Consider the following 15,506-nt stretch of genomic DNA (forward strand, 5'->3'; position numbering starts at 1 on the left):
ATCCACCATGCTAGCAGACAGATCTTTTGGTACCCAAGGTAAACCTTACCTCATCATCCTACACGGATTATTGGGCTCTTCCAGAAATTGGGCTTCTGTAGGCAAGCTTTTGGCGGAACATTTTGATGTTTATGCGCTAGATCTCATCAACCATGGTGTCTCCCCTCACCGAGATTCTATGACTTTTGATAACATGGTTGAAGATTTACATGAATGGATAAGCGCCCATGCAGTTTCTAAACATTTTTTCCTGCTAGGGCATAGTCTAGGCGGCAAAGTTGCTATGGCCTACGCCATGAAATATCCTCAGAAGATTCGCGGGCTTATTATAGAAGATATCGCCCCGAAGGAATACCATATACATTTCGCCGATTACCTCTTAGCGATGTTGAGCATTGACTTGACACATTTAAAATCGCGCCACGAAGCCGAAAAGGCAATCGAAACAACCGTACCAGACTGGGCCATGCGGCAGTTTCTTTTAACAAACCTCGCTCGAGAGGGAGATTCCTGGAAATGGAACCCCAATCTACAAGGCCTTCTGGCAAACCTTGCCCCTCTCATGAAATCTCCTATAAAAGAAAACGAGGTCTTCCACGGCCACGCCTTTTTTATTCGAGGCGAATCCTCCGGCTATGTTTTAGATGAAGACAAAGAAGCGATTAAAAAGCATTTTCCCCGATCTGCCCTCATGACGTTTAAAGACGGTGGTCATAACCTCCATATCGAAACGCCAGAGAAATTTGCCCGTGCCATCAGCCGCTACAAGGAATTCGTCAGCACGCATCCTCCTTTTGCCATTACAAGGGAAGCTGAATAAGGTTAGGTTAATTACGGTAAAGGAGCTGTTCCAAAGCACTCCCTAGCAATGTTGCCTTGCCATCTTTGATATTATCCCTTATAATTAACTTATTAAAAATGGAAAAAGGCCACAAAGATAAAAAAGAAAATAGTTTTCTTAACCTCCTACTCAATATTATTGCACCCGTTCTGCTTATGATGAAAGGAGGGCAATGGTTTGGCCTATCACCTACAGCAGCGCTTGCAATCGCCTTGGCCTTCCCTATTAGCTACGGTATCTATGATCTTATATGCCGCAGAAAGTATAATGTCCTCTCCATTCTAGGCTTTATCAGTATACTTCTTACCGGAGGGATCGGTCTCTTACACCTTCCCAAAGAGTGGATTGCTATCAAAGAAGCTGCCATTCCTTTATTGATAGGGATTGCAGTCCTTGTCTCATTAAAGACGAGATACCCTTTAGTGCGTACATTGCTCTTTAATAAAAAAATTATCGATGTACCTAAAGTAGAATCCGCCCTTGAAGAGAACAATAATCAAACAGCTTTTAATAAGCTTTTGCTTCGTTGTACCTACCTGTTGTCCTTTTCCTTCCTTTTAAGTGCAGTACTTAATTTTGCCCTTGCTAGGATTATTATACAAAGCGATACCGGAACGGAAGCCTTTACTCAAGAACTTGGGAAAATGACCGCTCTTAGTTTTCCGGTTATAGCACTCCCTTGTACCATTATCATGTTCATTGCCCTCTGGATGCTCTTCGCTGGCATTAAGAAACTAACAGGACTAACGCTAGAATCTGTCCTGCAACAACAAGGAAAATAAACCTTCTAGGCTCATAACCCATGTCAGGCGCGATTCCTATCACGATCATACGCCACCACAAGGAGCGTAAAAGTAAATGCAGTCTACAACCTCTCAAAGACTGCGAAGGTATTACTTTTATCGAGTTTAAGCCTGGAATAACCTTTGATGCCACAGGTTTCATCTTGTTGACATTAGATGGCCAGCCTCTATCCGAAGACGATGCCATCCACCCGTTGCTTTTATTGGACAGCACATGGAGGCTTCTTCCTCAACTGGAGGGTTGTTTAACGGGAAATCCTATCAAGCGATCCCTCCCAGAGAATCTTCAAACAGCTTATCCAAGAATAAGCAAGACTAGCCAAGACCCACACCGTGGCCTGGCTTCCATCGAGGCTCTCTATGCCGCTAAAAAACTGCTGGGGCAAGACGATCCCGCCCTCTTAGATAGCTATTTTTGGAAACAAGAATTTCTGCAGAAGAATTTTTAAAGAATCCCGCTTGACTCTCCAAGAATAAGTGATCAAATGTTCACTAATGAGAGCTTTACCTTCGGTTGTTTCAACATCATCTTCTTCCAGCAAAATCCCTTTCATGCTAAGCTGCGTGCAAGCAGGTTTCTCATCCCCAGCAAGTGACCATTACGAGCAGGCGCTGGATTTACACGAACTCACGATCAAACACCCTGAAGCAACCTTCTTCGTGCGCGTGAGCGGAGAATCCATGCGCGATGCAGGCATTTACCCTGATGATATTTTAATCGTAGATCGTTCCCTTTCGGCTACTTCTGGAAATATCGTAATTGCTATTATTAATGATGAATTTACCGTCAAACGGCTTGTTTTCCATAAACAAAAGTGGTTCTTGAAGCCAGAGAACGCCAGTTTCCCGGCTATTGAGATCAATGGTGATAACCCAGCCCAAATCTGGGGAGTCGTTACCTTTGCCATTCATAATGTTTACCCAAACGCATAAAAAGTGAACTCATCGATGGATAGCAACTTATACCAAAAACAACAAATCACTCCCACCATTCCCTTTATTGGCCTAGTGGACTGTGATAACTTCTTCGTCTCTTGTGAACGCGTATTTCAGCCGAAGTTGAAGCGCGTACCGCTTGTTATTCTTTCCAGTAATGACGGTTGCGCTGTATCCCGCTCCAATGAGGCTAAAAAGCTGGGTATACGCATGGGGGCTCCCTTACACGAGTTTCAAGAAATTGTACGAGAGCACGAAGTTGTTACCCTTTCCTCTAATTTTTCCTTGTATGGAGACCTCTCCAACCGAGTAATGCGATTATTGCAACGAGAATACCCAAGTGTAGACCGCTATTCTGTAGATGAGGCCTTTATCCGCTTTTCGCACAGAAATCCGCTAAAAGCCAAGAATAGTGCCATAAAAACGCTAAATACGATCCAGCAATGTCTGGGAATTCCTATATCAATAGGCATTGCAACAACAAAGGTCTTAACAAAAATTGCGTGCTACCAGGCAAAAAACAACTCGCATTACAACGGAATATGCTTAATTGGCACGGAGCCCGATCGGCTACATACTTTGCAAAAAACACCTATCAGCAAAGTATGGGGAATCGGCCGGCGTTATTCCGAATTCCTTACAAGCCGAGGCATCCACACAGCACTGGATTTTACAGAGATCCCGCAAAGCTGGGTAAAACGGCACATGTCCATACTGGGATTACGTTTACAGATGGAGCTGCAGGGATTATCGAACTGCTTTCATCTAGGTGAAGAGCATGAAGCTCAAAAAAGCTTACTGCGTTCCCGCTCCTTTGGGCAGCCAGTTACAGATAAAGCAAGCTTGGCAGAAAGCCTGGCCGCACACGCTACCTCCGCCGGAGACCGTCTAAGGAGGGAAGGGCTCGTGGCATCCGGAATTGGTGTATTTATACGAACGAGCCCCTATGCGTATAAGCCACAATACAGCAACAGCCTTGTACTTTCGTTTGATGACCCCACAGACTATACGCCTGACCTCATACACAAAGCAACGGAGGCTCTCACTATTATCTACAAGCCGAACTATGAATACAAAAAAACAGGCATATTCCTTACCGGGCTTATGCCAAAAGAAACCGCAACGCTATCGCTCTTTAAAACTCCCCAAGAATACGCCAGACAGGCTAACCTTATGAAAATATTCGATACCCTTCGGCAGCGCTGGGGTAAAGAAGGTTGTTTTTTCGCGGCTCGCGGGGTTTCCACGAGTTGGCACCCCAAGACGAGCACAAAGACACCTCGCTATACCACCAATTGGAAAGAACTGCCACGGGCAGTTTGCCAGTAACGACAAATTACCCTTTAAACGAAAAATAATAAAAAAAACATACGTTTCCTGAAAATAAGTTTTTCTTATCCGCATAAACGATTCAAACTGACAGATAATATGCGTCACCTAAAAGAAACCCTGGATCATTTAAACAAGAAAGTCGGTACCCTATCCCAGAAAAAAGCTCTAGTCGGTTTTGATGGCTTTATTGATGCTATTACACGCGTTGTCGACCAACGATTCGGACCAGGAGAGGCCTACTCGCCCATCAATACAATCGATACGTTTGGTGATCATATTAAAAATGCAGCAGGCAAGGGCACAAACTTTGAGCTCGTAACACTATTGAGAAAAATAGGGGGCAATGGGCCCATTATGGCCAATGCGTTAATGACGTTTAATATCAAGACACGCTATATAGGTTCCTTAGGTTACCCTACTATTAACCCTGTTTTTGAGGAGTTTTGCAAAAAAGCTGATGTTTGCTCAATTGCTGAACCTAGCTACACAGCAGCTCTGGAATTTGACGATGGTAAAATCATGCTAGGTAAAACAGAAAATCTGGAAAAAATTACCTACGAAGCGATCGTAGAGAAAATAGGCGAAGGTATGCTGTTAGACCACTTTTCTAGGGCTGATCTAATCGGATTGGTCAATTGGACCATGTTGCCGCACATGTCTTCTATTTTAAACAATTTGCTGGATTACGTATTCCCGGCTATTGGCCCACACGCAGATCGAGTCATTCTATTTGATCTGGCCGACCCTCAAAAACGCTCCGCAGAGGATTTAAGCGGGGTACTCAATATCATTAAACGCTTTCAGGCTCATGGCGGTGTTACGCTTTGCTTAAACAAAAAGGAAGCTTTCCAGGTCTATAATGTTCTATTCAATCACCCACATGAAACAGAAAACGATGAAGCATTCTGCGTCCACACGGCCACAGAGATCCAGCAAGCCCTGGAGGTGACAAATGTTGTCGTACGCCATCCCAGGGGAGCAGCCTGCGCGCAAAAGCAGGAAACCGTTTACGCGGAAAATGCCTATGTAGAGAAACCAAAAATCTCTACTGGCTGTGGGGATGTTTTTAACGCTGGATTTATGCTCGGACAATTATTACAATTAGCGCCGATTCATTGCCTGAACTTGGGCAACGGTGCTTCCGGATATTATGTGCGTAATATGAGGCCCCCAACGTTGAGCGAATTGACGCAGTTCCTTAATCAACTGGCATAACACATTAATTTTAATCATGAACAAAAACGATAATCACGGCATTTTTATTTCTTTTGAAGGCTCTGAGGGGTGTGGAAAAACAACCCAGATCAATCGCTTGGCAGATAGGCTTCAAAAAGCAAACCTGGAGGTAGTAGCAACTCGAGAACCCGGAGGTACAGATATAGGAGAAGAAATACGTCATCTTCTGAAACACGCTTCTGCAGCTGAAAACATGTGTCCCGAAACAGAATTATTACTCTTTGCCGCAAGCCGAGCCCAACTCGTCCGCGAAGTGATTGCGCCAGCCCTCCTTGACGGAAAGGTCGTGCTCTGCGATCGTTTTCTAGATTCCACCACGGTCTATCAAGGCGTGGCTAGGGAACTTTCCGCGGATCCCGTACAATCCATCAACAAATTTGCCGTTGGAGATTTGATGCCTGACCTAACAATCGTCATGGATATCCCCGCAGAACTCGGACTAGAGCGCATCAAACAACGCACCTCAGCCCTCCCCGATCGTTTAGAACAAGAGAGCATTGATTTCTACCAACGCGTGCGCGAAGGTTATTTACTGTTGGCAAAATCTATGCCGAAACGATTTCTTGTGATAGACGGCTCTCGAGATCCCTCTGTTATAGAAAAGGAAATATACGAGAAAGTAAGCGACCGTTTTTTTAAATCATGAACAAAGCGTTTGATCCAGCAGAAGCGATTGAGCAGTCTCTAATAACAGGTCGCCTAGCGCATGCCGTTCTTCTTTACGGGCATAACAAAAGTCCTCTAGAAGAGACAGCGCTTACCATTGCAAAAAAGCTGTTAGACGCGCCCAACGGAGATGTCAAGCAACACCCGGACTTTTTTTCCTTACGCCCCGCGAACAAGATGCGCCAGATCAGCGCGGAAAACACCAGGAAACTCATTTTCGATATCCAGCATTCGCCAAACCAGGCAGAGCGTAAAGTCGCTGTTATCTATGAAGCGGACAGAATGCACATTTCCTCCGCCAACGCTTTTTTAAAAACCCTGGAAGAACCGCCTGCGAACACCACGCTTATTCTCTTAAGCACCCGTCCCTATAATATATTAGATACGATTCGCAGTCGTTGCCTGCACTTTAATTTTCTCTCCAAACCCGATGACATTAATGAACCAGAATGGGAGGGCTGGAAAGAAAGTTATAATACCTGGATGCAAGGCGCGGCAAATAAAGCCAAGTCTGCTACCGAACGATCTGTGCTCATCATTCAGCTCTACGCGTTGATTGCCCAGTTCAGTATGCTTTTGGAAAAAATATCAGATCGCCGCTGGGAAGCCTTGGAGGAAGATTCTAAACATTTAAGCGATGAAGAATCCATTGCTGAGAAAACGGGTTTTCAAAAAGATATACGCCAGCAAATTTTTCGCAATATAGCAGAAACGACACGCAATTTTGCTCTACAAGCAAACGATGATGCCTATATCACGAAACTCATTACTATTAACCGGTGCCTGGAAAATGTAACCCAGCTTCTCGATGTCAACCTGAACGAATGCGTGGCGCTGGAAGATTTCTTATTGCAGTCGTTACGCGTATGGAGTGCAAAATAGCCTATGAAAACGGATGGCCAAAAGAGTAGCAAAGTAAACAAAGTTCGTCTGGATGATTTACTCGTACAACGCAAGCTGTGTGAAAGTAAAACCCAAGGCAAAGCCATCATTATGGCAGGCAAGGTTCGCATAAAAGATCAAATTGTAGACAAGCCGGGAAAAACGGTGCCTGAAGATATAGAACTGCAAATAACCGCTTCCCCTCGCTTCGTCAGCCGTGGTGGAGAAAAGATGGAGGGATTCCTGGCAGCCTTCCCGATTGATGTAACCGGTTTTGATATTCTGGATGTGGGTGCGTCTACAGGGGGTTTTACCGATTGCTTATTGCAACACGGGGCTGCTTCCGCTGTATGCGTAGACGTAGGGCATGGTCAGCTACACCATAAACTGCGTATTGATGAACGGGTAACGAATCTTGAAAAAGTAAATGCCCGGCATATGAAAGCGGAAAACCTCCCCAAGCAGGCCTATGACTTAATCTGTATGGATCTTTCTTTCATATCTCTCAAAAAAGTTTTAGGCAATATCTGGAGTCTGCTAAAACCCGGAGGCTATTTAATCGCCTTAGTAAAGCCGCAGTTCGAGGCAGATAAAAAGACCGTAGACCAAGGCCGAGGGGTAATACGAGACGAAGCCATACAAGAAGCAATTCTACAAGATATTCGGCAATTTGCATTAGCTCATTTAACACACGCGCAACACATTGGTGACATCCCTTCTCCTATTAAGGGCGCAGATGGGAATCGGGAATTTTTACTCGGACTCCGAAAGGCTAATTAATTTAGCCAACGAAAAGCTGTTATCTTAAAGCACCTGCCGCTATTCCCCGGAAGCTCTTTCGGAAAGCGTTGAACAACAGCCTCGCACTCAATTTGCGCAATAACGCCCCCTGCATCGTTTAGCGAATCTCCATAAGCGCGCACAAGCAATGTATCGGCCCGCACCGTAAGCCTTCCTGCAATCTCCTCTAATAACTGACCTTGCGTAACCCGATCTATGCTAGATGAATCTAATGCCTGTTGCAAAAAGCCCTTAACAGAAGCAGCATCTCGATTCACAAATTCAGCCAACGAAGCAAATGGTCTTTCCCTCTTACTTAATGCCTGCGTTATGTTTTTTGCGAGCAGTGTCTTTTCAGGGGTCGCCAATTGAGGGACACGAGTCAACAACTCATACCATTCTTTCTCAGAAGCGGAGTTTACATTAAATGCATTTTTAATAAAGTGAGTTTTAGCAAAATCTCCTTTCTCCGCTAATAGCGATTCCCGATTTTTGTATTCTATTTTCTCATACATTTCACCCACCCCCTTTTCATTATAAAAATAAAAACGATCCCAAAGCGCTTCATTTAAGAAATAAGCATAATCAACCACAGGGTATTTTTCATCTGCTTTAAAGAATTCACCCACCTTTAGTAAATCGTGCTTACCGGATTCCCCAAGCGCACGGGAAGGATCATAGCCCATGGGAGCCAAGTTGGCTTGCTGAAAAAATGCGACTGAACTCACCACCTTTTCGGGGTGTGGCAAATGAAATTCTATTTTATTTTTGAATGGGATGGTTAGAGAATCATGTGACAAAGATTCATCAACGGGAGCGGTCCAAAATCGTTTCCATGTATAGCGCTTATTAGCTAAACTCGTATCTGCCTGTGACTCCTTGTTAATTTCAAACCGAGAACGCATAGCGGGTTTTTCCGGTAAACACAGATGCTCGATAGCCCTGATATTAGAATCTAAAAAATCATTAGCAACGAGATCAAATTTCAATACATTTCTATGTTCAAATTTCTTTCCCTTAAACGTTATCTGACGGCTATCTAATGGTTTTTGAAGTGGCTTTATGTTCGTAATAAACTGATAAGGCTTGCCCGCAGTATCTAGTAAACGCAGCACGAGGTCTGCAAAATTAAAATCATACCGAAGCTTTATACCAGAAAACAAGAACTCCTGCATATCTTTTTGACTAAGCGGCATTATGTATGGCTCTCCCGTAAATTTAGTTTCTTTAACTTCCCCAGGAAAAAATGAACTTCTGTAATTACTCTCAAAAAGCACCGTGCCCTCTTTAGTCGATCGCTTGGCTAAACCAAGCTCATATTGCACGAACACATTTTGGTCAATACCGCCCAAGGCAATAACATCGATAAGCGGCCTTGTTAAAAGGGAAGCCAATTGAACCGTATAAGTAGATTCATCCAACGATGTATCATAAGGATTCCAGAGCACACAGCGTCCTTGAGGTATAATAGTGAGGGTATTTTTTGTTGTATCCAATAGAACATCATAATGACACGAAAACCCTAACAGCACCGGGCCAACACCATGATTATTCGGGTAATCTTGGGCATGGGGCGCTACACGCCCCTTCATCGCTTCTTCACAAAGTTCTTTAAAACTTTTTAAGATACTCCAACGCGGTATTTTAGAAAGTTCAAGAAGTTTAAGATGAGGAATGAAAATCGTTTTGGTATTTTCCGCCGTGCTATTTTCCGCCAGAAACGTGGATAAATTTTCCTTAAAACAGCCAAGAACCGTGTCTACAAGAACCCCTCTCTTATCAACTAACCAATCTTCTTCTTCAATAATAGAATAGGAAAAATGGCCTTTGTTTGGGTAACGTGCGCTATCATCACTCGGTACTTCTCCCGAAAATATTTTTTCATCAAGCGTAGGGAGATGAAGCGTTGAGAGAGATTTTGTATCTAAAATTTCAATATGTTTATTAACAAAACGTGTACTTCGAAAATCAGAGCCCAGTGAGGCTTGAATCTCCGAAAACGCAATCGTTAGTCCCATCCGAGCATTCTGGCGCGCAATACCCTCATGAAATCGTAATGATGCAAGCCGACCTTCCATTTTAGAGAAACTGGCGATCGCCACGATACTCACCATCGCAATCGCCATAAAACTAATGGCTATGAGGAGAGCAAAACCTTGGTTATCTTTTTTTAACACGGATTAATAAATACTATTTCAAACAAACCAGAAACACTTACAATCGGGAGTGGGTTATTTGGGATTAAATCATTTTAATGCTTGGGAAGCGGACCTCAAGGAAAATGTCCACAAATATTCATTTCTTGATTGTAATGACTAATTTTGCTATAGCTAGCATTGTACTAGTCTTTTTTTATGGATATCAGTTTGATATTATCCAGTATACTAATTTTTGCACTCCTCTCCCTCCTCATTTGCCCCAAAGCCCCTAAAGCTTGCAAGTATGTACTGGGGATTGTTCCGTTAGGCGCGTTTTTCTACCTGTGCAGCCTCATCCCTATCATCAATCACAATAGTATTGTAACGGAGGCAATCGAGTGGATTCCTACGCTAGGGATTAATATATCTTTTTATATAGATGGGTTAAGTCTACTGTTCGCGCTCCTGATTACAGGCATCGGGTTCTTTGTTGTGTTGTTTGCCGGAAGCTATATGGAGGGAAATCGGCATTTAGACCGCTTTTACTTTTGGCTGTTCTTGTTTATGGGATCCATGCTGGGGATTGTTGTTTCAAACAACTTGTTTACTCTGTTTGTTTTTTGGGAACTCACTAGCCTGACATCCTATTTTCTCATTGGGTTTAATCATGAGCATGAAAAAAGTCGTTCTGCTGCACTGCAAGCCCTTCTTGTGACTGCAACCGGCGGGTTAGCAATGTTGGCTGGCTTCATCTTACTAGCTTCCGTCTCAGGGACAACTACGGTATCTGAACTTCTTGCGAAAGGAGATATCGTACGCCACAGTCATTTATATACACCCATTCTTTTACTAGTACTAGTCGGCGCCTTTACGAAATCCGCCCAAGTGCCGTTTCACTTTTGGTTACCCAATGCAATGGTCGCACCCACACCGGTTAGCGCGTATCTGCATTCGGCGACTATGGTCAAAGCCGGCATTTTTCTCTTAGCGCGCATGTCGCCTACCCTCGGTGGAACACCGCTGTGGACTGTTACTGTAACCCTTATCGGCACCATTACAATGGTTACCGGAGCCTGTATTGCGCTCGGGCAATCAGACATGAAAAAAATACTGGCCTACACAACAGTCAGTGCGCTAGGCACCTTAACACTTTTGATTGGTCTAGGAACAAATCTCGCCATAAAGGCCGCAATCGTATATCTAATTGCGCACGCTCTCTATAAAGGAGCCTTCTTTATGGTTGTCGGGAACATTACCCATGGCACGGGAATACGAAGCATAGACGGTTTAGGCGGCCTCTACAAACGCATGCCGATCACTCTCGTTACAGCCATCCTAGCGGGCCTTTCCATGGCAGGCATCCCACCCGCCCTCAGCTTTATTGGAAAAGAACTTTTATTCGAAACATCCCTAGCGCAATCCTTATTTATACAATACATCCCCGCGGCTTCGGTACTTTCTTTCATTATTGTTTTTATTTTAGCATTTACCTTAGTAATCAAACCTTTTTTCACGAAAGCGCCAGCGTATCCTAATGAACCTCATGAAGGTAATTGGCCTTTGTGGATTGGTGCGTTTATCCTGGGAATTTCCGGCCTTGTCTTTGGATTTTATCCGGAAGCCATTGAAAAATGGGTAATTAACTCCGCAATCTACTCAGTGAGGCAAATACATATTTCCTCGGATTTAGCACTATGGCATGGCTATACAATGCCGTTTTATCTAACAATTGTCACGTTCACATTGGGTTATCTCGGTTTCTTGAATTATAGCCGTGTGGCTTCTTGGATCCATTATTTTCAATTTCTGAGACAAGCCGGTCCGGATAAAAATTACCATCGCTTACTCAGTGGTTTCATACGCATTGCCAGCTGGCAGACCAGAAAAGTACAAAATGGGTACTTGCGTTATTATATAATGACCATCCTGGGAACAATCGCGGTTGTGCTCCTGTATCCGCTATTAACTTACAGCATCAATGTGGACTGGAATCGGTTGAGGGAAATCCTACCTCATGAATGGGCGCTGGCAGTCATTATTTTAGGGGGCGCATTGTTGGCTATTGTATCCAAATCCAGGTTGACTTCGATCATAGGCCTCGGGGTAGTCGGTTACGGCGTATCTTTGGTTTATCTTCTCTTTGGCGCAGTAGATCTCGCCATCACGCAAATTTTAGTCGAAACATTAACCGTCATCCTCTTCGTTTTTGCATTCTATAATTTGCCTCGCTTTGACCACTTCGCACAACGCCGCTCTGTAATACGCCATAGCTTTTTCGCAATCCTCACAGGCTGTATTGTTACTTTGCTTGTTTTAATTACGGTGGATCAATATTGGCATGAGCCCATTTCAACTTACTTTGCCGACTACAGTCTCGTGCTCGGTTATGGTCAAAATGTGGTCAACGTAATCCTCGTAGATTTTCGTTCTTTAGACACCCTCGGAGAAAGCATTGTGCTGGCGATCGCAGCACTTGGCATATTCGCTATGACTCGACTTCATATCAAAAACAAAAACCAGCCATGAATTCGATTATCTTTTCCACCGCAACCCGTTTTATCTTCTCAATCCTGCTTTTGTTCTCATTTTTCTTGCTTTTCAGAGGACATAACGAACCCGGAGGAGGCTTTACAGGGGGGCTTGTTGCCGCCGCTTCTTTTACGCTATATGGCTTGGCATTTGATATGAAAGCAGCTCAAAGCATGTTGACCATTCACCCCATTACCTTGACCGCTGTCGGGCTCTCCCTTCTGGCGATCGCAGGTACGCTCGGGATGATTATTGGAAACACATTCTTATATGCAATATGGTTACCGGTCTATATTCCTGCCATAGGAAGACTGGGAACGCCCTTGCTATTCGATGTCGGAGTATATTTAACAGTAACTGGAATTGTTTTAATGATCATCTTTTCTATCGCTCAAGAATAATGGAACTGCTCTTAGCATTTGTAATCGGTTGTTTATACGCTTCAGGGGTTTATCTTCTCTTGCGCAGAAGTATAGTAAAGCTCGTCTTAGGGCTTGCCCTTATAAGCCAGGGAACAAACTTACTGATTCTGACAGTTGGCGGCCTCACTCGCGGGAAGCCGGCTTTCATACCCGATGGTCAGCTAGTCCTCACGGGCGATTATGCAGATCCCCTTCCTCAAGCGCTTATTTTGACAGCGATTGTCATCGGCTTCGGGGTCGTTGCATTTACGCTCGTCATGCTTCAGCAAGTCTATAAAACAGTCGGTACAGACGACTTAGACCGGATGAAATCAACAGACTCATGAACACTTTAATTGTACTGCCCATACTGATTCCCTTATTCAGCGCCATTCTGATGTTTTTTACATGGAATAAAATACGCGCGCAAAGAGCCCTAGCCCTTATTTCAACAACTGGCGTATTAATAGTTTCGATACTTCTTGTATTTTGGGTAAACGAACATGAGCTCTTCTCATTGGCCGTAGGCAAATGGCAAAGCCCCTTTGGCATCAGTTTGATGGTCGATCGTTTTAGTGCCGTGATGATTCTGGCAACAGCGATTGTAGCCCTTCTTATTGTCATATACTCCATCAGCATGCTGGACATAAACAGGGAATCATTCGGCTTCCACCCCATGATGCAAATCATGCTCTTAGGCGTTTACGGAGCATTTTTGACAGCTGATTTATTCAACCTATACGTCTGGTTCGAGGTCATGCTCATTGCCTCATTCGTCCTGATGGCCTTTGGAGGAGAACGGCCGCAAATGGAAGGAGCGGTCAAATACGTTACGCTCAATTTACTTTCCTCTGCCTTGTTTTTAACAGCCCTTGGCATCCTTTACGGCAAAGTTGGCACACTGAACATGGCAGACATCGCGCTAAAACTAAGCGAAGGAAAGCTCCCGTCTGGCATGGCTTCCATCTCAGCATTATTGTTTTTAATAGGTTTTGGCATAAAAGCCGGTCTCTTCCCCTTGTATTTCTGGCTACCCGCTTCTTATCATACACCGCCCATTCCCGTAATTGCCCTATTTGCCGGCATACTAACAAAAGTAGGTGCCTATGCTATCATACGCGTCTTTACGCTCGTATTTCCCTTTATTCAAGACGCTACTTACTTACACACCGTTATATTAATTCTTGCTGCATTGACCATGCTCAGTGGCATACTAGGCGCCATTGTGCAATTTGATGTACGTCGATTACTTTCATTCTTAATTATTAGCCATATCGGGTACATCGTCATGGGGCTCGGGCTCTATACACCATTCGCACTCGGCGCTACCGTGTTTTACATCGTACAAAATATATTTATCAAGGTAGACCTCTTCTTGATTTTCGGCTTGGTCTTCTTAATGAAACGCACCTACGATTTAAACCACATGGGCGGCATTTATCGAAACGCACCTGGTCTTGCGTGCCTATTCCTGATTCCTGCGCTATCACTAGCCGGCATTCCTCCTTTTCCTGGATTCTTTGGTAAAATAGCGCTCGTACAAGCCGGTTTTGATGTTAAGCAATACGCTATAATAGCAATCTCCCTTCTCGTTAGTTTGTTGACAATTTATTCGATCGGTAAGATTTGGGCAGAAGCTTTTTGGAAAAATAAGCCCACCCTGCCCGACAACCCTACGAAAGAACCTTTCCCTATTTTTCAGCCCAAAACGCACCTCTTTTTTGCCTATTTGCCTTCTCTGACCCTTACTACCTTTATTGTCCTGATTATTATTTTCAGCGAACCCTGTTTTGCCTACGCCATGAAAGCTGGTAACCAACTCATGCACCCAGAAGTTTACATCCAAACAATTCTTCAGAAACAATAATGATTCTTTTCCTTATCAACATCCTCCTGGCCATTATATGGACTGGGCTTACCGGTGAAATCAGTTTTGTAAACTTCACCGCTGGCTTCATATTTTCTTACCTAATCCTCTTGGTTGTGTATTCCAGAAAGCGAGAGAGTTCCTACTTTAAAAAAGTGATTCATGTGTTTCTTTTCTTTATTTTCTATGTCGTAGAGCTTGTTCTATCCAACTTTAGCATCGCGATTGATATACTTACCCCACGTAAGAAACTCAACCCCGGCATCATTGCTTTTCCCCTGACAGCAAAAACAAACACAGAGATCACACTCGTAGCCAATCTCATTACCATGGCTCCTGGTGAAATTAGCCTAGATGTTTCCGAAGATAAAAAATACCTTTATCTACATGTTGTGCATATTGAAAGTGTTGAAAAATCAATTCAATCTATCCAAAAATCATTAGAAAAGCGTGTATTAACCGTATTACAATAAACCTATGAACGACGTATTTACGATTTCAACACCCGTTCAAATCGCCCTGGGCATCCTCTTTCTCGGCATGCTACTAGCTCTCACTCGGCTCATAAAGGGGCCAAGCGTGCCAGATAGAATTATTGCGTTAGACGTACTCGCAACCCTCACGCTAGGCACATTTGTCGTTTATGCCATTGGCGCTAATCAAGCGATGTTTATCGATGTTGCTATTTCCATAGCCTTAATCTCATTTTTGAGCACTGTTGCCTTTGCTCGTTATCTCGCCAGAAAAATTTCAAAATGAAGACACTGATCGTTGAAATACTATTCCTCCTGGGCGCCAGCTTTATGCTACTGGCTGCAATAGGCCTTTTGAGAATGCCGGACTTTTTCACGCGCATGCATGCTGCGACCAAAGCCCCTTCACTCGGCGCTAGTCTACTGTTAGTAGCCGCCGCTATTCATTTTTCGGAAATCGGAATTACAACAAGAGCCTTTGCCATCATCTTTTTTATCTTCCTGACAACGCCCGTTGCGGCGCACCTAATCGGCAGAACTGCCTATTTATTAAGAATCCCTATGTCCGCGCACACAGTACTTGACCAGTGGAAAGAGCATAGGGATCAAAAGGAAGCCAATC

General features: G+C 43.9%; 17 protein-coding genes. 16 read left to right on the top strand and 1 reads right to left on the bottom strand.

What is annotated here, in order from left to right; genetic code table 11:
• Window positions 1-7: 7 nt before the first annotated feature.
• The 9 genes from AUJ82_03930 to AUJ82_03970 all read left to right on the top strand — a co-directional run bounded on the left by AUJ82_03930 (window position 8) and on the right by AUJ82_03970 (window position 7,476).
• Window positions 8-820, top strand: a complete 813-nt coding sequence (locus AUJ82_03930) for a hypothetical protein (GenBank protein ID OIO60033.1) — start codon at window positions 8-10, stop codon at window positions 818-820.
• Window positions 821-918: 98 nt separating this feature from the next.
• On the top strand, window positions 919-1,623 hold the full coding sequence (locus AUJ82_03935; protein OIO60017.1) for an MFS transporter: 705 nt from the start codon (window positions 919-921) through the stop codon (window positions 1,621-1,623).
• Window positions 1,624-1,643: 20 nt separating this feature from the next.
• Complete coding sequence (locus AUJ82_03940) at window positions 1,644-2,093, top strand: hypothetical protein (GenBank protein ID OIO60018.1); 450 nt, start codon at window positions 1,644-1,646, stop codon at window positions 2,091-2,093.
• A 46-nt stretch (window positions 2,094-2,139) separates the two neighbouring features.
• A complete protein-coding gene (locus tag AUJ82_03945) occupies window positions 2,140-2,577 on the top strand; it encodes a hypothetical protein (GenBank protein OIO60019.1) in 438 nt (145 codons plus the stop codon).
• A gap of 15 nt (window positions 2,578-2,592) precedes the next feature.
• The gene (locus tag AUJ82_03950; GenBank protein OIO60020.1) at window positions 2,593-3,909 is read left to right on the top strand and encodes a hypothetical protein; all 1,317 of its coding nucleotides are present in this window, start codon (window positions 2,593-2,595) and stop codon (window positions 3,907-3,909) included.
• Window positions 3,910-4,008: 99 nt separating this feature from the next.
• Entirely contained in the window at window positions 4,009-5,127 is a 1,119-nt protein-coding gene (locus AUJ82_03955; GenBank protein OIO60021.1) for a hypothetical protein, read from the top strand.
• A gap of 16 nt (window positions 5,128-5,143) precedes the next feature.
• On the top strand, window positions 5,144-5,794 hold the full coding sequence (locus AUJ82_03960) for a dTMP kinase (protein ID OIO60022.1): 651 nt from the start codon (window positions 5,144-5,146) through the stop codon (window positions 5,792-5,794).
• A complete protein-coding gene (locus AUJ82_03965) occupies window positions 5,791-6,696 on the top strand; it encodes a hypothetical protein (protein OIO60023.1) in 906 nt (301 codons plus the stop codon). Before AUJ82_03960 ends, AUJ82_03965 begins: the two co-directional genes overlap by 4 nt.
• A gap of 3 nt (window positions 6,697-6,699) precedes the next feature.
• Entirely contained in the window at window positions 6,700-7,476 is a 777-nt protein-coding gene (locus AUJ82_03970) for a TlyA family rRNA (cytidine-2'-O)-methyltransferase (GenBank protein ID OIO60024.1), read from the top strand.
• Here AUJ82_03970 and AUJ82_03975 read toward each other — a convergent pair.
• Complete coding sequence (locus tag AUJ82_03975) at window positions 7,473-9,653, bottom strand: hypothetical protein (GenBank protein OIO60025.1); 2,181 nt, start codon at window positions 9,651-9,653, stop codon at window positions 7,473-7,475. The two genes, AUJ82_03970 and AUJ82_03975, sit on opposite strands and share 4 nt — an antisense overlap.
• 177 nt (window positions 9,654-9,830) lie before the next feature.
• Here AUJ82_03975 and AUJ82_03980 point away from each other — a divergent pair, with 177 nt between their 5' ends.
• The 7 genes from AUJ82_03980 to AUJ82_04010 form a co-directional block, all read left to right on the top strand.
• A complete protein-coding gene (locus tag AUJ82_03980) occupies window positions 9,831-12,140 on the top strand; it encodes a hypothetical protein (GenBank protein ID OIO60026.1) in 2,310 nt (769 codons plus the stop codon).
• Entirely contained in the window at window positions 12,137-12,544 is a 408-nt protein-coding gene (locus AUJ82_03985; GenBank protein ID OIO60027.1) for a Na(+)/H(+) antiporter subunit B, read from the top strand. Before AUJ82_03980 ends, AUJ82_03985 begins: the two co-directional genes overlap by 4 nt.
• Window positions 12,544-12,891: a cation:proton antiporter gene (locus AUJ82_03990; protein OIO60028.1), complete on the top strand. Its 348-nt coding sequence runs from the start codon at window positions 12,544-12,546 to the stop codon at window positions 12,889-12,891. The genes AUJ82_03985 and AUJ82_03990 overlap by 1 nt, the downstream gene beginning before the upstream one ends.
• Entirely contained in the window at window positions 12,888-14,411 is a 1,524-nt protein-coding gene (locus AUJ82_03995) for a Na+/H+ antiporter subunit D (protein ID OIO60029.1), read from the top strand. The genes AUJ82_03990 and AUJ82_03995 overlap by 4 nt, the downstream gene beginning before the upstream one ends.
• Window positions 14,411-14,884 (top strand): hypothetical protein, encoded by a 474-nt coding sequence (locus AUJ82_04000; GenBank protein OIO60030.1) that lies wholly within the window; start codon window positions 14,411-14,413, stop codon window positions 14,882-14,884. The genes AUJ82_03995 and AUJ82_04000 overlap by 1 nt, the downstream gene beginning before the upstream one ends.
• 4 nt (window positions 14,885-14,888) lie before the next feature.
• Window positions 14,889-15,170 (top strand): hypothetical protein, encoded by a 282-nt coding sequence (locus tag AUJ82_04005; GenBank protein ID OIO60031.1) that lies wholly within the window; start codon window positions 14,889-14,891, stop codon window positions 15,168-15,170.
• Window positions 15,167-15,506 (top strand): Na+/H+ antiporter subunit G (locus AUJ82_04010; GenBank protein ID OIO60032.1); only part of this gene is annotated, 340 nt, incomplete at its 3' end. The genes AUJ82_04005 and AUJ82_04010, both read left to right, overlap by 4 nt.

The sequence above is a fragment of the Verrucomicrobia bacterium CG1_02_43_26 genome (genome assembly GCA_001872735.1).
Taxonomy (GTDB): Bacteria; Verrucomicrobiota; Verrucomicrobiia; order Opitutales; family CG1-02-43-26; genus CG1-02-43-26.